The 21,055-nt window shown below is 63.1% G+C and carries 18 protein-coding genes; 7 read left to right on the forward strand and 11 right to left on the reverse strand.

Going from position 1 to position 21,055, the window contains the following annotated elements; genetic code table 11:
* Positions 1-22: 22 nt before the first annotated feature.
* The gene (larC, locus tag STHERM_RS09355; RefSeq protein ID WP_041623546.1) at positions 23-1,384 is read right to left on the reverse strand and encodes a nickel pincer cofactor biosynthesis protein LarC; all 1,362 of its coding nucleotides are present in this window, start codon (positions 1,382-1,384) and stop codon (positions 23-25) included.
* Between the two features lie 57 nt (positions 1,385-1,441).
* Here larC and STHERM_RS09360 point away from each other — a divergent pair, with 57 nt between their 5' ends.
* The gene (locus STHERM_RS09360; protein WP_041623549.1) at positions 1,442-3,514 is read left to right on the forward strand and encodes a 7TM diverse intracellular signaling domain-containing protein; all 2,073 of its coding nucleotides are present in this window, start codon (positions 1,442-1,444) and stop codon (positions 3,512-3,514) included.
* A gap of 62 nt (positions 3,515-3,576) precedes the next feature.
* On the opposite strand, the gene STHERM_RS09365 is transcribed toward STHERM_RS09360, so the two are convergent.
* The 4 genes from STHERM_RS09365 to STHERM_RS09380 all read right to left on the reverse strand — a co-directional run bounded on the left by STHERM_RS09365 (position 3,577) and on the right by STHERM_RS09380 (position 6,914).
* On the reverse strand, positions 3,577-4,929 hold the full coding sequence (locus STHERM_RS09365; protein ID WP_013314650.1) for a TrpB-like pyridoxal phosphate-dependent enzyme: 1,353 nt from the start codon (positions 4,927-4,929) through the stop codon (positions 3,577-3,579).
* Positions 4,904-5,218, reverse strand: coding sequence for a Trp family transcriptional regulator (locus STHERM_RS09370; RefSeq protein WP_013314651.1), 315 nt, complete (start codon positions 5,216-5,218; stop codon positions 4,904-4,906). The genes STHERM_RS09365 and STHERM_RS09370 overlap by 26 nt, the downstream gene beginning before the upstream one ends.
* A gap of 99 nt (positions 5,219-5,317) precedes the next feature.
* A complete protein-coding gene (locus STHERM_RS09375) occupies positions 5,318-6,172 on the reverse strand; it encodes an SDH family Clp fold serine proteinase (protein WP_013314652.1) in 855 nt (284 codons plus the stop codon).
* A 46-nt stretch (positions 6,173-6,218) separates the two neighbouring features.
* Positions 6,219-6,914: a rhomboid family intramembrane serine protease gene (locus STHERM_RS09380; protein ID WP_013314653.1), complete on the reverse strand. Its 696-nt coding sequence runs from the start codon at positions 6,912-6,914 to the stop codon at positions 6,219-6,221.
* A gap of 170 nt (positions 6,915-7,084) precedes the next feature.
* On the opposite strand from STHERM_RS09380, the gene STHERM_RS09385 reads away from it, so the two are divergent.
* Positions 7,085-7,315, forward strand: coding sequence for a CDGSH iron-sulfur domain-containing protein (locus tag STHERM_RS09385; protein ID WP_013314654.1), 231 nt, complete (start codon positions 7,085-7,087; stop codon positions 7,313-7,315).
* A gap of 40 nt (positions 7,316-7,355) precedes the next feature.
* On the opposite strand, the gene STHERM_RS09390 is transcribed toward STHERM_RS09385, so the two are convergent.
* The 3 genes from STHERM_RS09390 to STHERM_RS09400 are packed head-to-tail and all read right to left on the reverse strand — an operon-like array spanning position 7,356 to position 9,696.
* Positions 7,356-8,141 carry an ABC transporter permease gene (locus STHERM_RS09390; protein ID WP_013314655.1) on the reverse strand — a complete coding sequence of 262 codons (786 nt, stop codon included), beginning with the start codon at positions 8,139-8,141 and terminating at the stop codon, positions 7,356-7,358.
* The gene (locus STHERM_RS09395) at positions 8,138-9,049 is read right to left on the reverse strand and encodes an ABC transporter ATP-binding protein (protein WP_013314656.1); all 912 of its coding nucleotides are present in this window, start codon (positions 9,047-9,049) and stop codon (positions 8,138-8,140) included. The genes STHERM_RS09390 and STHERM_RS09395 overlap by 4 nt, the downstream gene beginning before the upstream one ends.
* A complete protein-coding gene (locus tag STHERM_RS09400; protein ID WP_237223268.1) occupies positions 9,046-9,696 on the reverse strand; it encodes a TetR/AcrR family transcriptional regulator in 651 nt (216 codons plus the stop codon). Before STHERM_RS09400 ends, STHERM_RS09395 begins: the two co-directional genes overlap by 4 nt.
* A gap of 158 nt (positions 9,697-9,854) precedes the next feature.
* On the opposite strand from STHERM_RS09400, the gene STHERM_RS09405 reads away from it, so the two are divergent.
* The 3 genes from STHERM_RS09405 to STHERM_RS09415 all read left to right on the forward strand — a co-directional run bounded on the left by STHERM_RS09405 (position 9,855) and on the right by STHERM_RS09415 (position 12,130).
* Positions 9,855-11,096: a THUMP domain-containing class I SAM-dependent RNA methyltransferase gene (locus STHERM_RS09405; RefSeq protein ID WP_013314658.1), complete on the forward strand. Its 1,242-nt coding sequence runs from the start codon at positions 9,855-9,857 to the stop codon at positions 11,094-11,096.
* Positions 11,097-11,140: 44 nt separating this feature from the next.
* Positions 11,141-11,578, forward strand: a complete 438-nt coding sequence (locus STHERM_RS09410; RefSeq protein ID WP_041623552.1) for a Fur family transcriptional regulator — start codon at positions 11,141-11,143, stop codon at positions 11,576-11,578.
* 99 nt (positions 11,579-11,677) lie between these two features.
* Entirely contained in the window at positions 11,678-12,130 is a 453-nt protein-coding gene (locus STHERM_RS09415; RefSeq protein ID WP_013314659.1) for a Dps family protein, read from the forward strand.
* Positions 12,131-12,194: 64 nt separating this feature from the next.
* Here STHERM_RS09415 and STHERM_RS09420 read toward each other — a convergent pair whose 3' ends face one another.
* Genes STHERM_RS09420 through STHERM_RS09430 form a run of 3 tightly spaced genes read right to left on the reverse strand, consistent with a single transcriptional unit; the run spans position 12,195 to position 15,720 of the window.
* Positions 12,195-13,832 (reverse strand): extracellular solute-binding protein, encoded by a 1,638-nt coding sequence (locus tag STHERM_RS09420; RefSeq protein WP_013314660.1) that lies wholly within the window; start codon positions 13,830-13,832, stop codon positions 12,195-12,197.
* Positions 13,833-13,891: 59 nt separating this feature from the next.
* On the reverse strand, positions 13,892-14,761 hold the full coding sequence (locus STHERM_RS09425; RefSeq protein WP_013314661.1) for a carbohydrate ABC transporter permease: 870 nt from the start codon (positions 14,759-14,761) through the stop codon (positions 13,892-13,894).
* Between the two features lie 14 nt (positions 14,762-14,775).
* Positions 14,776-15,720, reverse strand: a complete 945-nt coding sequence (locus tag STHERM_RS09430) for an ABC transporter permease (protein WP_052295680.1) — start codon at positions 15,718-15,720, stop codon at positions 14,776-14,778.
* Positions 15,721-16,103: 383 nt separating this feature from the next.
* Here STHERM_RS09430 and STHERM_RS09435 point away from each other — a divergent pair, with 383 nt between their 5' ends.
* Together STHERM_RS09435 and STHERM_RS09440 are read left to right on the forward strand one after the other, a co-directional pair.
* A complete protein-coding gene (locus STHERM_RS09435; protein ID WP_013314663.1) occupies positions 16,104-19,529 on the forward strand; it encodes a glycoside hydrolase family 2 TIM barrel-domain containing protein in 3,426 nt (1,141 codons plus the stop codon).
* 99 nt (positions 19,530-19,628) lie between these two features.
* The gene (locus tag STHERM_RS09440) at positions 19,629-21,053 is read left to right on the forward strand and encodes a hypothetical protein (protein WP_013314664.1); all 1,425 of its coding nucleotides are present in this window, start codon (positions 19,629-19,631) and stop codon (positions 21,051-21,053) included.
* The last annotated feature ends 2 nt before the right edge of the window (positions 21,054-21,055 follow it).

The raw sequence follows: 21,055 nt of genomic DNA on the forward strand, positions 1-21,055 counted from the left end.
CATGAGCATTTCACCCCGAAAATCATAGACGCCCATCCCCTTCCTGTCCATACGCGTCTGCGAGGTACCTTCCCAGGAGGGCCCTGAGCCGGGGGATGGGTATCCCGGTCCGCCGGGAGGACGCTTCCAGGTCGCGGTACTCCCACTTGACCGAGGAAGGTTCCCCCCCGAGCGAGGCCCGCTTCAATCTGAACGTGCCGTAAGGGGTCTGGACCTCCTCGAAAGAACGCTCGAGCTCCACCTTGCCCACGGTGTGGAGCCTGCACCCGAACGTGGTGGTATGCCGGAGGAGGAGATGCACCATCCTCTCGGCGAGGGCCTGATCGGCGAGGACCGAAACCTCATGGCCCGGACGCCCCCGCTTCATGATCACGGGTCGCACCACCACATCGCGGGCCCCGGCCTCGAGGAGGACATCCACCGCCCGGCTCACATCCTCGGGGAGCATGTCGTCGACCGTACAGGAGACCACCACCTGCTCCGTGCGGGCAAGCCCCTCGGAAGCCTCCCCCAGGTAGACCCTGAGCACGTTCGGTACGGAGAGCCTGCGGGTTCCCACCCCGTAGCCCACCCGCAGGGGCACGAATGCGGGCCGCTCCACGAACCGGTCCACCACCGCCGCCAGGACGGCCGCCCCCGTGGGGGTGGTGAGCTCCCTCTCCACGAGTCCCATACGCACCGGCATACCCTTCACGATCTCCGCCGTGGCGGGTGCGGGCACGGGGAGGACGCCATGGGCGCACCTCACCCACCCCCCGCCGAGCTGCACGGGCGAGGCCCACACCTCGTCCACACCGAGGTACTCGAGCGCGAGGGCCGCCCCTACCACATCGACCAGGGCATCCTTGGCCCCCACCTCGTGGAAGTGCACCTCCTCGGGGGTGCTGCCGTGGACCTTCGCCTCGGCCTCGGCGATCGTGCGGAATATGGCCAGCGACCGTCTCTTCACCCCTTCGGACAAGCCGCTCCGTTCGATGAGCGCAGCGATCTCCCCGAACGTGCGGTGCTCGTGATGGTGGTGATGGGCAGATCCCTCCCCATGGTGGGAGCGACCTTCGTCGTGGTGGACATGGGGGGCGTGCCCATGCCCATGGGCTGCCCCTTCGGCATGGCTATGTCCCGCATGACCATGATCCTCCTCATGAGGATGCGACCCTTCGGCATCCTCCTCCACCCACTCCTCCACGCCCCTCACCTTGATCCGTTTCCCCTTTATCCCGGCGCGTTCCTCCTCCCACACGTCGAACTCGAGCGGCTCGCCGAGTCCCAGCAGGGAGAGTCCTTCCCTCACGTATTCCACCGGAACCCCCAGGTCGACGAGCGCCCCCAGGTTCATATCCCCTGCGATACCCACACTGCAATCGTAGTAGAGAATCTTTCTCACCGAGTCCTCCCGAAAAAACTTGAGGATTTCCCCATTCTGTCACATACTGGAAATATAATGAAGATTCACCGCCTGCTGTACCTTCTGGTGCTGGGGGGAGGGTTGCTCGGCGCATTGGAGGGTGAGGGGGGAATCTATCGTCTCGAACGAGAGGACCTCACGCACGGCACCTTCCTCGAAGGGAACGTGCCCTTCTACTGGGAAAGGCTCATCCAGGAACCGCCGCGTGAGGGCCCCACGCTCCTCCTCCCGGTCGACAGACCGTGGACGCGGGCCGTCAACCCGAGAACCGGTGTACCGTTCCCGGCCGCTGGGTACGCCACCTACCGGTTCCATATCATCCTCCCTCAGCACCCTCCGGAGGAACCTCTCGCCATCAGGCTCCAGAACATCACGAGCGCCCATCGCCTCGTCCTCGGGGGAAAGACCATCCTCGAGGAAGGCCGGGTCTCGCCCGATGCCGCCCGCCATGTCGCGGGCATCCGCACCCGGATGATCACCTTCTGGCCTCCCTCGGGGGAATTCGACCTCTGGCTCCAGGTCCAGAACGTGGAGGACCGCCTCGGAGGCCTCCAGAATCCCCCTTACCTGGGCTACGCCTCGGCCGTACGATCCTTCCACGAGCGCAAACTCATGCTCGACCTGTTCGTCTTCGGGAGTATCCTCATCATCGCCGTCTACCACCTCATCCTCTTCTTCACCCGCTCGAAGGAAAAGGAATACCTCTTCTTCGGGCTCTTCGCCTCTTCCCTCGCCCTCCGTGCCGGACTCACCGAGACACGGTTCCTCCACGACCTCCTCTCCTTCCTCCCCTGCCCCCTCCTCATCCGGGCGGAGATCATCTCCGTCTATGTCGCGGCCGCGTCGCTGTTCCTCTACTTCCATCGGCTTTTCCCCCACGAGGAGCTACGCCCCCTCTCCGTCCTCCACTACACCGTCACCGGCGCCTTCATCCTCATGGGGGTGTTCCTTCCGTTCCGTCTCTTCACCGAACTCCACATCTACTACGAGTACTACCTCGTCGCCTCGTGTCTGGTGTTGCTCGCCTGGCTCGTACGGGCCCTCGTCCATCGGAGGGAACAGGCCCTCCTCTTCACCATAGGCATGCTCGTCCTCACCTTCACGGTGATGAACGACGTGCTCTTCAGCATCTACCAGAGGGGGAGCGGGTACCTCTCCCAGTACGGCCTCATCGTCTTCCTCCTCGTCCAGGCCCTCATCCTCGCCCGCACGTACGCTCACGTGTACAATGCCATGAGGGAGGCCTCCTGGAAGGCCGAGACCATGGCCACCCTCTACTCCCGTTTCGTGCCGTTCACCATACTGCGCCTCCTGGGCAAGGAGGGGATGGAAGGTCTGAGAGGGGGCGAACACACCACCTGCGAGCTCTCGGTGATGGTCTGTTCGCTCATGCCCCTCGTCTCGCTCTCGGAGAAGATAGCCCCGCACCAGACGAGCGCCTTCCTCTCCTCCTACGCCCGCCAGATCATCCCCGTGGTGAAGGACCACGGCGGGATCTTCGAGTCCTTCCTGGGAGAGAAGATGACCTTCCTCTTCCCCGGCGAGCCCGAGGAAGCGGTGCAGAGCATCTTCGCCCTGTTCCGCTTCCTGCGTGAGTACAACGCGGGCCGTGCCGCCGCAGGTTACGAACCTGCAGGTCTCTCCATCGGCGCCTCCCATGGCCGGGCACTCCTCGCCATGGTCTCCGCGGGCGAGAGACTCGCCTATACCGGCATCGGGGAGGTCTTCTCCCTGGCCGCCGAGGTGGAGGGGCTCACCAGGGTGTTCGGAGCCGCGGCCCTCATCACCGACCAGCTCTTCCCCGCCCTCGCGAGGGTGGAAGAGTCCTCCTACCGGTTCCTGGGCCGGCTCCGCACCCCCCAGAGGGTGATCCCCCTCTTCGAGGTCATAGACCCTGAGGACGCGGTGAAGCGATCGACCGCGTCCATGTTCGAACGAGCGCTCTACGCCTACTGCCTGGGAGCACTGGACGAGGCCGAGAAGGGCTTCCTGGAGGTGCTCTCCCACGCACCCGAGGACAAGGCGGCGGCCTTCTACCTCAAACGCGTGCAGCTCCACACCAGGGAGGGGACCCAGCGACTCGAGAGCGGCCATCCCGAAATCCTCTGAGACGCCACACACATGAAGAGGGCGTCCGGCTGGGCGCCCTCTCGTCCGTGCGGAGAACGGATTCAGATCCGGGGGAGCGCCGAGAGTGCCTCCCTGATCTTCTCCTCGGGATACTCGTAATCCTCGAGCCTGCCCTCGAAGTACTGCTGGTAGGCCGCCATGTCGAAGTGCCCGTGACCCGATGCGTTCACCAGGATGACCCGCTCCTTCCCTTCTTCCTTCGCCGCGAGGGCCTCGTCCACGCAGGCCTTGATCGCATGGGCCGTCTCGGGCGCCACGATGAACCCCTCGGTGCGGGCGAAGAGGACCGCGGCCTCGAAGACCGCCCTCTGATGGTAGGCACGGGCCTCGACCACCCCCTCCTTCACCAGACGCGAGACGATGGGCGCCATGCCGTGATACCGCAGGCCTCCTGCATGGATGCCCGGCGGGACGAAGTCGTGCCCCAGGGTGTGCATCCTGACGATGGGGGTCATCTTCCCCGTGTCGCCGTAGTCGTACGTATAGACGCCCTTGGTGAGGGTGGGACACGCCGAAGGCTCCACCGCCACGAGGCGCACGTCCTTCCCATGGATCTTGTCGTAGGCGAAGGGAAGGGCGATACCCCCGAAGTTCGATCCCCCACCCACACAGCCTATGACCACATCGGGATAGTCACCCGCGAGCTCGAGCTGTTTCTTGCACTCGAGGCCGATCACCGTCTGATGGAGCAGCACATGGTTGAGGACCGAACCGAGGGCGTAGTGGGTGTCCTCCCGTTCCACCGCCTCCTCCACGGCCTCGCTTATGGCGATACCGAGGGAACCGGGCGAGTCGGGATCCTTCTCGAGGATGGCCTTGCCCACCTTGGTGCGGGGTGAGGGACTGGGTATGCACTCGGCGCCCCACGTCTCCATCATGATGCGCCTGTAGGGCTTGCCCTCGTAGCTCACCTTCACCATGTAGACCCGCACCTCCATCCCGAAGAGCCTGCCCGCGAAGGCGAGGCTGCTCCCCCACTGGCCCGCCCCCGTCTCCGTGGTGAGCCTGGTGATCCCTTCCTTCCTGTTGTAGTAGGCCTGGGCCACCGAGGTATTGGACTTGTGGGAACCCGGAGGAGAGGCACCCTCCCACTTGAAGTAGATACGAGCCGGGGTCCCGAGGGCCTGTTCCAGCTGGTAGGCCCGGTAGAGCGGCGTGGGCCGCCAGAGGGCGAGGATCTTCCGCACTTCCTCGGGAATTTCGATCCACCGCTCGCCGCTCATCTCCTGTTCGATGAGGGCCCGGGGGAAGAGGGCGGAGAGTTCATCCGGCGCGAGCGGCTGCTTCGTGACCGGATGGAGGGGCGGGTCGAGCGGCCCGCCCGGCAGATCCGCGAGGATGTTGTACCAGTGCGAGGGAAGATCCTTTTCACTGAGCAGGATTTTTCTTTGCATGCGCTTCCTCCATACGTTCGAGCAGTTCCCACGTGACCGAGGAAGGATTCTTGAGGATCTTCGCTCCCCTCGTCACCTTGCACAGGCTCACCCCCAGACGGTCGGCCACCTCGCGCTGGGTGTACCCGTGCGCGAGGAGCACCATGAGCTCCCACCTGAGGGCGAAGCGGGCGCGTTCGGCAGGGGTGAAGAGCTCATCGAAGAAACGGGCGAGCTTCTCCGGGTCATCGACCGAGGCGATGGCCTCCACGAGCTCGTTGTAGTAGTTGCGTACATCGTTTTTTCCCATAGAAACATGATAACCTGATATATGAGATTTGTAAAGGGAAATCTACAAAAAAACTCCGGTGATCCGGCACCGGAGCGGGATCCCCCGTAGGGGCCACCATCATGTGCGCGACGATCCGTTCCTGAACCGGGGAGTTCCCCCCTCTTTCGTCCTGGGCGAGGGGATGTACTCCACCGAGGGCCTCCTCTGTGCGGTCTGGGGGTAGAGGGCCATGATCTCGTACACCTCGGCCGGCATCTCGGTGCTCACGGTGAGCCCCAGCTCGCGGGCCTCGTCCACGGTGATGGGATAGTCGTGCGTGAACTCGCCGGTGGCGAGCCTGGTGGCGATCTCCTCTGCCTTGTCCCCGGGGAGACGCCCTTCGAGCAGGGTCTTCACCACCCGCTTCACCTGGCAGATGGCCTTCTCCGCCACGTCGGCGAGGATGATGGTCTCGTCGTCCACCTCGGCGATGGGCTTCCGCTCGAGGACCTTGAGGATGCTCGCCGCAGGCTGCTGGCCGATCTGTGGATCCACCGGGCCGAGCACCGCGTTCTCGTCCATCACCACCTCGTCGGCGGCCAGGGCGATGAGCGTGCCGCCCGACATCGCATAGTGGGGGACAAAGACCGTGACCTTCGCCGGATGCTTCTTCAGGGCGTAGGCGATCTGCTCGGCGGCGACCACGAGGCCTCCCGGGGTGTGGAGGATGAGGTCGATCGGGACATCGTCGTCGGTCATCTTGATGGCCCTGAGCACGGCCTCGGAGTCGTCGATGTCGATGTACCTCACGAGAGGAAACCCGAGAAACCCCATGGTCTCCTGGCGATGGATGAGGGTGATGACCCTGCTCTTGCGCTTCCGCTCGAGGGTTCTCAGGGCCCTCAGGCGGGCGGTCTCCAGCATGTTCTGCCTGACGACCGGCTGAAGGGAGGAGATGATGAGAAACAGCCAGAACAGCCACCACAAGTCCATGTGCGCCTCCTTGCGATCATGATGTGCGGACGTGCACTACGCTCCCCTACCAGGGGAAGTACTCGTCGCGGAAGACCCGGCGCCTGTAGGTGCGGGCCCTGAAGGCGGGGAGCATGAGCGCTCCTGCGACGAATCCTCCCACGTGGGCCCACCACGCCACGCCTCCGAAGGCCCCCACCCCGGTGACGATGGTGGCGAACCCGTTGAGGAGCTGGGAGAGGAACCACCCTCCTATGTAGAAGAGGGCGGGGATCTCCACGAACATGGGGAGGAAGAAGAGCGGGATGAGGGTGATCACCCTCGCCCGGGGGAACATGAGCACGTAGGCTGCGAGCACCCCGCTTATGGCGCCGCTCGCCCCCACCATGGGGACGGGTGAGTCGGGGAAGAGGGCGATGTGCGTGACCGAGGCCGCGATCCCGGAGAGCAGGTAGAAGGCGAGGTAGCGGACGCTCCCGAGCCTGTCCTCCACGTTGTCGCCGAAGATGTAGAGGGCGAGCATGTTGCTGAACAGGTGCGCCCATCCGCCGTGGAGGAACATGGCGGTGATGAACTGCACGAACACGCCCGGGTGCCCGCTTCCCACCACCCGGGCGGGAACGAGCCCCCACCTCCCCACCACGAACTCCGCTTCGGGTCCCAGCCCCGCCATCCAGAGGAAGACGAGGACGTTCGTGACGATGAGTCCCCAGTTCACCCAGGGGAACGACCACGAGCGCACGGTATCCTTGATCGGCAGCATGCGGCCTCCTCGATTTCTTCGCCGTGGGAAAAAATACTAAGGAATCACACGGCCGTCATCCTCGCAAGGGTGTCTCTCCGGGAGAAAATCGATCGTCTTTTTTGTTTACAATCGTGCCAAAATCCATTACCATGGTTGTACTGAGTTCATTGTAACAAGGGGAGAACTCCATGAGCGAGAAGAAAGGTCCTATCGAAGTGAAAGAGCATCCGGGGGTGGTCCACTACTGCATGTGCGGGAAGAGCACCACCCTTCCCTACTGCGACGGCAAGAGCCACGAGGGCACGGGTTTCACGCCCTACGAGTACGAGGTGGAAAAGGAAGAGGTGGTGAGGCTGTGCACGTGCGGCCAGTCGAGCAACAAGCCGTTCTGCGACGGCACCCACATGCTCTGTCCCTGAGGGGAGGCCGGGGTGCAGGAGATCCTGCACCCCCCATACCCTAGGGGTGGTCGGCCCTCGTCCAGTGGAGGAGCGAGCCTGCGTACCCCGCGGCCGAGGTGAGGACCACCAGCACATAGCTCAGCGGCGAGAGGAGGCGGAGGGCCTCCTCGCCCGCGGCGCCTGAATGGATGGCCACCACCGACCAGGGGAAGTACTCGCCTCCCCCCACGAGGGGGAAGAGCTGACCCAGCACCACGCACAGTACGAGTACACCCAGGGGGCCGAAGACCCCGCGTGAGAAGAGGGCCGCACACCCTATCACCGTGCCCAGGGCCACCCCGAGCGCACCCGTGACAAGGAGCCTCGCAAGTCCGGCCTCGAGGACATCGAGACCCCACCCGGGAAGGGAAAGCCCCCACCCGGCGGGCAGTCCCAGTACGATCACCTCGAGGAGGAGCACCGCGCTCCAGAGAAAGTAGACCGTGTGCCGGGCGTGGACGAGGAGCCCCCTCCCCCCGGGGGCCACGAGGAGGTCCCGGTAGGTCCCGTAGGTGAAGTCCCTGCCGAACACAAAACTCGCGACGAACCCTCCCACCACCATGCCGGCGACGGCCGTCATCTGCGTGAGGACGGCGAGGTATCCCTCCCAGGTGGTGACGGTGGAAAAGAGGGCCATCTTGGTCCGCAGGAGTCCCGAGGAAGGGATGAGATCGGGGTGCTGCATGAGGTACATGAGGAGCACCACCACCGTGGTACCGAACCCCATGGCGAGAAGGCTGAGCCACACCAGGGGCGATCTCCGGAGGGAGAGGAGTTCTGCCCGAACCATGCGTCCGTAGGTCATACTGGAACCTCCTGGCCGATGAGTCGCATGAAGAGGGCCTCGAGGCTCTCCTGTCGGAGCTCCATGGTCCTGGGAGGCACGCCCTCGTGTACGAGGAGGGCGGCGATGCGCTCCGGGGCACCGAGGGCCGCTTCCCCGGTACACACGATCCTCCCGTGATCCAGGACCGCCTCGTAGCCTGCCGACCGGAGCACCGCGAGGGCACGCCCGTCGTCCACGGTGGTGATCACCAGCGAGCGTGTCACCTGTGTGTCGAGTTCCTTTCCGGAGAACTGCGCGACCATCCTTCCCCGATGGATGATGCCTATGTGGTCGGCCACCCGCGAGAGTTCGTCGAGCATGTGGCTCGAGACGAGGACCGCCGCGCCCTCATCCGCCCTCTTCCGGAGCATGGCGCGCAGCTCCACGATCCCGGCCGGGTCGAGTCCATTGCCCGGCTCGTCCAGGAGGAGGAGTCGGGGATCCCCAAGGAAGGCCTTGGCGAGTGCGAGACGCTGGCGGTTTCCCTGGGAGAGGTGACGGGCCTGGACGCGGGCATAGGGCAGGAGGCCGAGCTCCTCCATCACCTCGGGCACCGCACGGGAGGGGTCGAGGCCTTTGAGGAGGGCGGCGTGACGCAGGTTTTCCTCGGCGGTGAGGAGCGGATAGGCCGCGGCCTGCTCCACGAGGGCACCCACTCTCTGGAAGACCGAGGGGTCGGCGCCGAGGGGCTTCCCGAAGAGGGAGACGCTCCCGGTGGTGGGTCGGATCATCCCGAGGAGCATACGGATGGTGGTGGTCTTGCCGGCGCCGTTGAGGCCGACGAATCCGAAGATCGTCCCCGGCTCGAGGACGAGATCGAGGTCCCGGACGGCCCAGACATCGCGGAACCGCTTCCCGAGTCCCCGGGCGTTCACCAGGTCAGTCATGGTTCCTCCTCGGCGTCGATGTGTGGCTCCTCGAGGCGGGAGAGGAACGAGAGTGCCTCGTCCCCCCTGAACCAGCCCCCCACCGTGCTCCTCACCACATAGGTGAAGACGAGGGGTGTGAGCACGTGTTCGTCGAGTTCCGTCTCGAGGAGGGAGAGGAGCCCCTCCCAGAAGGCGCGGGAGAGCGCCCATGCGAGGGGCTCGTGGAGCGTCCGGTCGAGGGTCCCGTCCTCCGCAAGGTGGTGGAGGATGTTGCCCGCCATGGCCTGGACGAAGCGAGGGAGCGTGCCTGCGAAGGGGCTGCCTTCGCTCTTCTTGCACAGGAGGACGAGCGGGATCCGTTGGTCCACGATGAAGTCGAAGAAGGATCGGAAGCCCTCGAGCTTCTCACCCTCGGCCCATGCGGGGCCGTGCCACCCCTCCTCATGGTGATGGCGGAAGAGGTCGAGGAGCGAGGCGTAGAGGTCTCCCACGAGGGCCTCGAAGAGGGCCTCCTTCGAGGGGAAGTAGGTGTAGAGGTTGGAGGTCGAGGTGCCGGCGAGACGGGCGATGCGGCGCATCGATGCGCCCGAAAACCCGTGTTCCATGAACTCCTCCTGCGCCGCCCTCAGGATACGCATGCGCACATCGTCCTTTTTATACTGCACGGCGCTCCTCTCGGGTCCTTGGTGCGGCGAGAGGGATGATGCCATCGGGGGATGAGTCCCTCTCAAAAACGAACACATGTTCAATAATACGACATGGTTTCTCCTCATGTCAAGCAGTACTTTATCTTTCACGCGTCCGTCTGGTAGGCTTTCCGTCCATGGAGGGACTTCCCGACTATACGCGCACCCCGGCCTTCGAGCGGCGGGTAAGGCGTCACGTGAAGGCACAGGAGCACCGCATCTTCGTGGAGGGGGTGGAGGCGTTTCTCCCCGAGCTCGAGGCGGAGCTGGTAGCCCTGGGGTATGCGCCCGTACGGGAGCAGGGGGGATTCGGGGTGCGGGGACGGCAGGAGGATGTGTACCGCCTCAACCTCCACCTCGCGGTGGCCTCCCGGGTCTGGATCGAGACGGCTTCGTTCCACGCGACGGCCACGGAGGGGGTCTTCCGAGGGGCGGCGCGGGTGCCGTGGGAGGTCTTCCTCAACCCGCTCCTCCCGATACGCGTGGAGGCACGGCTCGTACACAGTCCGATCGGCCACGAGGGTCGGGCGGCGGGGGCGGTGCGGGATGCGGTGGCGCACCGGTTCAGGGAGGCGGTGGGGACCGCGGTGCGCTGGGACGAGGGGACCGGGGGAGCGTGGGTGCAGCGGGTGCGGCTGGTGGGGGTGCGCAACCGGTGCCGCATCCTCCTGGATACGACGGGGCCTGCCCTCTCGTTCCGCGGCTACCGGGTGGTGCAGGGCGAGGCGCCGCTCAGGGAGCACCTGGCGGCCGGGGTGGTGCGGCGGGCGCTGAGGGTGTGCGGCGCATGGCCGCGGGTGCCGGATGACCTGGTGGTGGCGGATCCGTTCTGCGGGTCCGGCACGCTCGCGGTGGAGGCGGCCTTCGTGGTGTACGGGGTGGCGCCGGGGAGGGGAAGGGGGTTCCTGTTCGAGCGGATGCCCTGGCACAGGGAGGGCGCGTGGGGCTTCGTACGGAGGATGGCGGGAGGGGAGGCGAAAGGGGGTCGGGTGATCGCGGGGGATGTGGACGGCGAGGCGGTGGAGGCGGCGCGGGCGAATGCACGCCGGGCGGGAGTCGAAAGCGGGATCCGCTTCCTCCAGAGGGACTTCTTCGCCCTGGACGCGGGGCAACTGGGGAGCGAGCGGGGCCTCCTCGTGAGCAACCTGCCGTACGGCGGACGCCTCCCCCTTCCCCGGGACCTTCACTCACACGTGCTCCGCCACTTCGTGCAGGCCTTCCCCGGCTGGCGGGGGCTCTTCCTCCTTCCCTCACGCCTCGGGTCGGCCTTCCCTCCGGGGCTCTCGATGCGCCTCGTGGCCCGATTCAACCACGGGGGCATACCCGTCTCTGCGCTCTACGTCGGTCCACGGCGGGTGGACAGCGATTCCAAAGCGTAGTATATTTACACTACAGTCGATATTGGAATCATTACAGAGTGTATATGAACAGAAAAGCAGAGGCCTTACGGGAAAAAGATGCAGTGGCCGTCCTCAGGGAACACGGGATAAAGGTCTCCCACCAGAGGGTCCTCATCCTCGAGTACCTGCTCGAGCACGACACGCATCCTACGGTGGATACCATCTATCAGGACCTCCTCCCCCACGTCCCCGGACTCTCCAAGACCACCGTCTACAATACGGTGAGGCTCTTCGTCGAGAAGGGCATCGCCCAGGAGCTCACCATAGAGGGGACGGAATTCCGCTACGACATCGCCGACCCATCCCATGCCCATTTCAAGTGTGTGCGCTGTGGCGCCCTCTACGACCTCCCCCTCCCTCAGGAACTCTCCGCAGCGCTCACGGTTCCTCCCGGTTTCAGACTCGAGGAATCGCACCTCTACCTCAAGGGACTCTGTCCCTCCTGCACACGCACGAATTGAGCGACGGGAATCCAAGGGGTAGACGGGAGAGGTGGTTTTTGGTATACTCAAATTGTACTAATTACAAGTTAGTATAAAATTCAATTTTGGAGGTGCCACATGGCTACCGTATCCTATCCCGAAACCGCACGGTTTCTCAACGAGTACCTCGCCGATCTCTCGGTGCTCTACCAGAAACTCAGATCCTTCCACTGGAACGTGGAGGGCCCGGTCTTCTTCACCCTCCACGCAAAGACCGAGGAGTACTACGACGAGGTCGCCGAGGAGATAGACGAGGTGGCGGAGCGCATCCTCATGATCGGCTCCAGGCCCGTCTCCACGCTCAAGGAGTACCTCGAGAGGGCATCCCTCAAGGAGGCCCCCGCAAAGGCGTACCGAGCCGAGGAGATCGTGGGACACCTGGTGCAGGACTTCTCCACCCTGGTGGAGGCCCTGCATCGGGGGATCGCCGTGGCCGAAAAGGAAGGTGACCCGGGCACGGTGGACCTGCTGACCGGATCGCTCCAGCGCTACGAGAAGGAGCTCTGGATGCTCAAGTCCTTCTCGGCCTGAGATCACCGCAGAAGAAGAGAGGGGAGCGTTCGCTCCCCTCTCTCTGTAGTGCATGTACAGGGGCCTACTTCCCCTTGTAGCCGTAGAACTGCTCCAGTTTGGCCTTACGCTCGTCGATGATGGCCTGCCCTCCGGAGCTGAGATAATCCCTCATACCCTGATCGAACACCCTGTCGAAGTCCGACGGCTTGGCGATGACGGACTGGACCAGGAGGTTGTTGCGCTTCTCGGAGAGGGCGGGACCCATCCCCTCTTCCGCCTTGATCTCTCCCACGTTGAACCGCTTGATCAGGCGAAGATCTTTCGACCAGAGATCGAGGGAGCGCACGATGAACTCGGGCTCCACCTCGGGATACCCGAGGGCCATGGACTTCCTGGTGATCTCCGGATCGCCGAGATCGAGACCGTTGAGGGTGATGGTGTAGTCGTAGTTGAAGGGGCCGTGCATCGCAAGCTCACCCTCGACCTTGAGCATCCGGATGCTCCCATCGGCCAGCACCTCGTGGTGCACGCCCTCCTGTCCGATCTGGAGGAAGCGCCGCTTCGCGGGATCGCTGATCCAGTTCACGTACAGGAGCGATGCGAGCGGTTCCTTGTTGGAAGCGGGGAAGAAGATCTTGCGGTCAACCGGGATTCCGGAGTACTTCCTGTACTTGCCGGCGTCGTTCTTGAAGGTGTCGATCGCCACGAACGCCGCATCGGGCCCCACGATCCTCTTCAGGTTCGCGTGGATCGAGTCCTCACCACCTCGGTAGGGGTAGTCGTGGTTCTGTATGAACGACCCCACGTACCCGGCCTTCGCGAGGTTGTCAGCGGTCGGATCACCCACGGGATAGAGCGGGAAGTCCTTCCAGATGAGGCCCTCGTTGTACCACTTGTTGAGGAGCCGGATGGCCTCCTTGGTTCCCGGGTGGAGGAGGTTCCTGTCGTCGAATCCATAGATGTAGTACTCCTCGTCGGAGATCTTGTCCGGGATGAACGACCAGATGAGGTTCCGCGCATACCAGGCCACGTCCACCGTGAGGAGGAAGGGGATCATCTTGTCCGCATCCTTGCCCAGGAGCGTCTCCGCATTGTCGCGGAAGGCCCTGATCGTCCTCTCGAACTCCTGACGGGTCGTGGGTTCCTTGAGACCGAGCTTCTTGAGCCAGTCCTGGCGGATGAAGGTCACGGTGCCGGTGATCGGCTTACGGATCCCCTCGATGGCCCACAGGGTGCCGGTGACCGGATCCTGATCGAAGTAGATGAACTCGTCACCCAGGAGATCCCAGAGAGCCTTCAACTGGGGCTTGTACTGGTCGAGCAGCGGAGCCAGATCCAACACACCACCCATGTTCGCATAGGTCTGGATGGTGGGATAGTCATAGGTGTAACACACGTCAGGGGCCTCACCCGCAGCGAGCAGGTTGTTGAGCACCTGCACCTCCTGCCAGCGCGGTACGGGCTTGAAGATCACTTCCACGTTGTGATCCCGGAGCATCCCTTCCTTGATGTAGTCGGTCCAGATGTTGTCGTCGGCGGGGGTACCACCACGATCCCAGATCTCCACCGTGATCGTCCGCGTCGTGGTGAACCGGCCGTTCACCAGCTCATCCGTGCCCGCCGTCGGCGCGGCCTTGCCGCCCTTCTCCCCTTGTCCTTCCGCGAAGGCGAAGGAGACCGCCGTGAGGAGGCACAGAAGCACGATCAATGCCTTTTTCATGGTATCCTCCTATATAAGATGATATAAACCGCACACAACGGTGCGGTGGAACGCCCCTCCTATTCCTTGATGGACCCCAGTGTCACCCCCTGGATGAAGTAACGCTGGAGCCACGGATACACCAGGAGTATCGGGACCGTGGCGAACATGACTGCGGCCGCCTTGAGACTCTCGCTGAGGCCGAGCGGGATGTTCCCCTCGAGGGAGTAGGTCTCCACCTCGCTCACCGACTGGATGAGGAAGTAGAGGAGGAGGGAGATGGGATAGAACTCGCGCTTGTTCATGAACATGAGGGCATCGGAATAGGTGTTCCACCTCCCTACCGCGTAGAAGAGCGCGAGGGTGGCGATGATCGGCAGGGAGAGCGGCAGGTAGATGCTCACGAGTATGCGCACCGGGTTCGCACCGTCCATCTCCGCCGACTCCCGGAGGCTCGTCGGTATCGTATAGAAGTAGTTCCTCATGAGGATGATGTTGAAGACGCTCAGGCAGTAGGGGACGATGAGCACGAGGGGGTGATTCAGGAGCCCGATGTCCTTGAGCAGCAGGTACATGGGGATGGTACCCGCATTGAAGTACATGGTGAACAGGATGAGGGACATGATCACGCTCCGTCCCTTGAGATGATCGTAGGTGAGCGGGTAGGCGCAGATCGCCGTCATGAAGAGCGAGAGCATGGTCCCGGCCGCGGTGATGATGACCGTCCAGACGAAGGCCCACGTGTACTTCGTATCCTCGAGTACGAGGCGGTAGGCTTCGAAGTTGAGCCCCTTCGGCCAGAGCCCTACCTCTCCCCTCACCAGATATTCCGAATCGCTCAGAGACCTTGCGAGCAGATTGACCATGGGCAGGAGACACACGACGATGACCAGGATGCTCACTGCCACGGCAAAGTAGTCGAGCCATCTCGAATCCCGTGACGTTCTCATCTTCACACCTCCCCTCAGAGAATACCGCGCTCACCGAACCGCTTGGCCAGACGATCGGCCAGCACCAGGAGCATCACGTTGATGACGGACTGGAACAGACCCACCGCGGTGGTGAGGGAGAACTGGAGTCCCCGGATGCCGTAGTTGTACACGAAGATGGCAATCACATCCGAGACGTCCTTCACCAACGGATTGCGGAGCGCATAGGGTCTGTCGAAGTAGCTCCCCATGAGATGTCCCAGGGAGAGGATGAGCAGGATCACTATGGTGGGACGTATTCCGGGCAGGGTGACGTGCCAGATACGGCGGAGCCGCCCGGCCCCGTCTATGGCCGCGGCCTCGTAGAGCTCGGGGTTGATGCTCGTCATGGCCGCGAGATAGATGATGGTGTTCCATCCCACGCTCTGCCAGATCCCGAGGACCACATAGGTGCCGACCCAGTAGTTCGGGTCGTTGAGGAAGGGTATCGGCCCGGCTCCCAGCTTCTTCAGCCAGATGTTGAGGAGACCCGTATTGGGGGCGAGGAGCTGGAGGGCCATCCCGGCGATGATCACCCATGAAAGGAAGTGGGGCATGTAGGCGATGGTCTGGGTGACCCTCTTGAAGCGGTGGTACGGGAGCTCGTTCAGGATGAGGGCCAGGATGATGGGCGCCGGGAACCCGAAGAGGAGATCGAGGGAGTTGAGCATGAGGGTGTTGCGGAGCGCGAGGAGGAAGTCCCTGTTCTTGAAGGCCTTTATGAAGTACTCGAACCCGTGGTTGTCGGCCCAGGGCATCTCCCAGGGGCTCTTCACTATGCTGTACTTCTTGAAGGCGATCTGGATATAGGTCATAGGGATGTACTTGAAGATGAAGAAGTACAGCATCGGCAAGAGGAGCATGAGATAGAGCGTCCAGTACTTGCTCAGATAGGTCCGCAGATCCCTCGTCTTCAGTGCTATACTCGGCGTTCTGTTCATGTCACCAGTATAGTACCAGGTTTTCGATCCTGTCAATAAAAAATTTTTTAAAATACCTTTAACAAGTCTGTCGAAACAATACCGGCTTCTCCCTCTCCCTCCTCCTCTCCGTCCCTCGCCCTGCCGGGCACGCGGACAGGGGACGTCCCTCGTGTGCAACTTCATCCACTATAAAAATCTAACGCTCCGGCTCTCCGGGCGTGGGAAGGACACGGCCGCCTTCCCGGAAAGAGGATCGACTGACAATAGGACAACCCGATGACCGTGTAACCCTTGTGGGGGCCCGGCCCGCCTGCGAGGTGCCTGCAGGGTTGTGCGGACATCTCCTTTCTGGTGTAATATCCCCCATCCACGAAGGTCCACAAAGGGAGTATATACCACCCATGAACCGGATGCAACTTTTCAACAACGACTGGGAGTTCGCCGTGACACCGCCCGGCACCGAGGAGTGGCACGGGCTTTCCTTCCGCCCGGTGGAGATCCCCCACGACTGGCTCATCGCTGACAGTACGCGTCTCTACGAGGACTCGACAGGCTGGTACAGGAAGATCCTCGTCTGGGAGGGGCGAGCGACGCACGCGTCCCTCTACTTCGAGGGAGTGTACATGGACAGCACCCTCTACGTGAACGGGAGGGAGGCCGGCAACTGGAAATACGGGTACTCCTCGTTCGAGCACGAGATCACCCCCTTTCTCAGGGAGGGTGAGAACGAGCTCGTGGTGAAGGTGGTGCACCGGGCCCCCAACAGCAGATGGTACTCGGGAGCGGGAATCTATCGGAACGTGTGGCTCATCCTCCGGGGAACGAGCTACATCCCCACCCATGGGGTGTACGTGACAGTGCGAAAAGGCGAAGAGACGTGGAGCGTGGAGATCGAGACCGAGCTCCACCTCACGCAGGAGGCGGTCCTCGAGCACACCCTGTGGTACCGGAGGAAACCGGTCTCCTCCTGCCGGAAGATGGTCTCAAGGGACACCTCCCTCGACGCCTCCTCTCTCGAGGTACGAGATCCTCTCCTGTGGAGCCCCGAGGGGCCTCACCTCTACACCCTTCTCACCCGCCTCTACGACGGCGAAGGAACCATCATCGAGGAAATTCCCACCCCCGTGGGGTTCCGCCACCTCGTCTTTCATCCCCATCGCGGCCTGCTGGTGAACGGGGTGCCCACCAAGCTCCACGGCACCTGCGAACACCACGACCTCGGCGCCCTGGGCGCGGTCTTCAATCGGGCGGCGATGCGCCACCGGCTCTCCCTCCTCAAGTCGATGGGGGTGAACGCCCTCCGGACGGCCCACAACATGCCGGCACCCGATCTCATGCATCTCGCCGACGAGATGGGATTCTTCGTGGTGTCCGAGGCCTTCGACATGTGGGAACGGCCCAAGACGCGATACGACTACGCACGATTCTTCCCCGAGTGGTACGAAAGGGACGTGGCGAGCTGGGTGCGGAGGGACAGGAACCATCCCTCCCTCCTCATGTGGAGCATCGGCAACGAAATCTACGACACCCACGTGAGCGAGCGGGGAGAGGAACTCACCCGCCTCCTCGCCGCCGAGGTGCGGAAGCACGACCCCAAGGGGAACGCCCCCGTCACCATGGGGTCGAACTACATGCCCTGGGAGGGGGCCCAGCGCTGCGCCGATATCCTCAAGGTGATAGGTTACAACTACGGTGAGGCCTACTACCACGAACACCATGAGGCCCACCCCGATTGGGTCATCTACGGGAGCGAGACCGCCTCGGTGGTCCAGAGCCGGGGGGTATACCACTTCCCCTTCGACTGCACGATCCTGGCGGAGGAAGACGAGCAGTGCTCGGCACTGGGCAACAGCTCTACGAGCTGGGGGGCTCCTTCGCATGAGGCGTGTATCGCCGCCGACAGGGACGCACCCTTCTCCCTGGGACACTTCATCTGGAGCGGGTTCGACTACCTGGGGGAACCCACGCCCTATCATACCAAGAACTCGTATTTCGGTCAGATCGACACTGCGGGGTTCCCTAAGGATTCCTTCTATATATACAAAGCGGCATGGACCGACTACCGACGTGATCCCTTCGTCCACATCTTCCCCTACTGGGACTGGAACCCCGGGCAACTGATCGACGTGAGGGTGTGTTCCAACGCCCCCCGGATCGCCCTCTACCTCAACGGCCGCCTCATCGGGACCAAAGACATAGACCATCAGCACGGCACCGAGCAGACAGGGTGGTGGAAGATCCCCTACGAACCCGGCGAGCTCGTGGCCCTCGCCTACGACGACGAGGGCAGGTGCGTGGCACGAGCGGTCCGCAGGTCCTTCGGGGATCCCGCCCGGCTCAGGCTCACCCCCTCACGGGAGTTTATCGAAGCCGACGGCCGGGACGTCGTCTTCGTGACCATAGAGATCCTCGATGCGGAGGGGAACCTCGTGGAGAATGCCTCCAGCCGGGTGCGGGTGGAGGTTCGGGGGGCGGGACGCCTCCTCGGGCTCGACAACGGCGACAGCACCGACTACGATTCGTACCATGCCACGAGCAGGCGTCTCTTCAACGGGAAACTCATGGCCCTCATCGGCGCCACCACGGAGACGGGCCCCGTCGAGATGGTCGTCCACTCCAAGGACCTCCCCCCCGCGCGTCTCATCCTCACCGCCGTCCCCTCGGAGAGGACCGACCTCGACTGCATCTCGGTGATCCATCGGGCGGAGGAGAAACCCTGCCGCACCGGCCGGGAAGACGAGATCCCGGTGAGAAAGATCGAACTCACGGTGATCGAGGGGGCGCGGACGCTCACCCCCGACTCCCCCTCGGTACGCATCGAGGCGCGACTCCTTCCGGAGAACACCTCGTACCGCGAGGTGGAATGGAAGGCGGTCACCCCCAACGGCATCGAGACCCCCCTCGCCCTCGTCCGGCCGGAAGGTCTCGAGGCCGTCGTCACCGCCCGCGGCGACGGGAGTTTCCTCGTACGGTGTACCAGCAGAAACGGCACCGACACGGTACGTCTCATCTCCCAGATCGAGTGCACGGCCGAGGGATTCGGCCGACTCCACAAGGATCCGTACTCCTTCATCTCCGCAGGGCTCTACGACGACAGCAACGGGAAAGTCACGCCGGGGAACGAGAAAGGCATCGCCACCGCCCGGGACGGGATCACCATAGTGGGATTCACCGACCTCGACTTCGGACCCGACGGGTCGGACACCATCACCATCCCCATCTTCGCCCTGAGTGCCGACCCCTACCGGCTCCAGATCTGGCGGGGCCGTCCCGAAGCCCCGGAGAGCGAGCTTCTCGCAGACGTGATCTATCGGAAAGACCCCGTCTGGAACGTGTATCAGGAGGCCCGCTATCGGCTCAGACGAAGGCTCCGGGGCGTGCAGTCGCTCTACTTCCTCACCGAAGCCAAGATGCACGTGAAGGGTTTCGTCTTCGAACGCCAAGTGAGGGCCTACTCCACCATCCACGCCGACGAGTACGACATGATCTACGGAGACGACTACGAGATCACCTCACAGGGTGTGGAACGCATAGGAAACAACGTCACCCTCACGTTCAAAAACCTCGATTTCGGCGACGAACCACCGAAGCACCTCACCATCTACGGCCGTTCACGCACCGACAACAACAGCATCCAGATCCGTTTCGAGCAAGAAGACCGACGGATCGTCCACCTCATAGAGTTCCCCTGCTCCGAGGGCTCCGTGGAACGCACCTACCCCCTCCCTCCCCTCCCTCCAGGCCGCATGGATGTCTCGTTCGTCTTCCTCCCCGGCTCCTCGTTCGACCTCGGTTGGTTCAGGTTCGAAAAAGACCCCCCTCCCTGAAGGGGGGCCGCGCTGACGAGATCATCGATCCCACACACGCCACGCACCCGCGCGGCGCCTTTGTTGCATCCTGCGCGCTTTTCTTACATACTATACACTATGTCCGACTATCAGGTCTCCTTCCAGGAATTCACCGAGCAGCTCGAACACCTTCTCACCGAACGCACCCACTACCTCAACACCACCACCCTCCCCAGGCTGAAGGACGAGCTGCGAAGCTTCCACACCGCCTACAAGACCGTCTACGAGCTGCTCCTCAAGAAGGGCCTGGTGCACGAGGACCCTTACCAGTACGAACAGCGATCCGCGGAAATCGAGATCCCCCCGAGCGACCCCTTCCCCGAACACGAAGCGGCAGACCAGATGAGCATCAGGCTCGCCGCCTTCGACACACAGCTCAACTTCCTCCTCACCTACTACCAGTTCACCATCGAGTTCCTCTCCCTGGAACGGATCCGGAGGATCCTCCAACTCGTGAACTACATCCAATGGGACGCCTTCACCCCAACCTCGACCGACATCACCACACGTCATGCCGCCGTCCTCGTCCAGAAACTGCGCCAAGGGAACGACACCCTCTCGGGCAAGATCGCAGGCTCCTCCCTCAACGCCCTCACCCAGACGAAACAACGCATCCTCTCCCTCCTCAGGGAGCTCTCCCTCTTCCATCGGGAGGCCTACAAGTTCCGCGTCCGTCAGCTTCTCCTCCTGCAGCACCCCGCCCCGGCGGGCGCAGGGCCCCAAGAGTTCGCCTCCCACGTAAAACGCCACTTCCGGGCGACCATGGGTGATCAGCCCTATTACCGTGACCTCGTCCAGGAGATCTATGAAGAGGACCTCGGACCGCACTCGGAACAGAAGCGGGCCGAGGTCCTCGCCCGCCTCGCAAGCCCCAGGGAAGACAGAGACCGGGAGAGGCGGCGTAAGGAAGACGCGCTCCTCCTGCTCCTCCTCGAGTCCCTCACCACCCTCCTCTCCACCTCCACCCCCCTCAGGGAAGCCTTGCGCATCCTCAACGCGAACCTCGCCCTCTATACAGGCAGGAAGAGAACCCTCTGGGAGAAGTTCAAGGACTGGATCATCTCCCTCACCCACTCCGACAGAAAGGGCCCTGTGTTCGAGCTGGACTACGTGGACATCACCACAGGCAGACAGACCACCGAATCCCTCGACATGGGGGAATTCGGCGCCTTCCTCTCACGCCTCGCCACTTCCATGGACACCTACCGGAGGAAACTCCAGCAGAGGGGACTCGAACTCCTGAGGGGGCAGGAGGACGAAGCCCTCGAGTACCTCGCCCGCACCCTCGAGCATCTGATCCGTACCATTCGAAGGCTGAAGGCCACCGAGACATATCTCAAGACCGAGCTCCAACGGACCGAACGAGAGAAGATCCTCCCCTTCAAGAACGAGGTCTCACAGATTCAGACCCTCATGCAGCGCTCGAATCAGAAACGCCATGAGTACATCGCCCGGAAAGAGGAAGAGGAACAGCTCAGACGACTCGGCATAGAAGAGGAGTGAGG

The sequence above is a fragment of the Spirochaeta thermophila DSM 6192 genome, from assembly GCF_000147075.1.
Lineage (GTDB): Bacteria > Spirochaetota > Spirochaetia > Winmispirales > Winmispiraceae > Winmispira > Winmispira thermophila_A.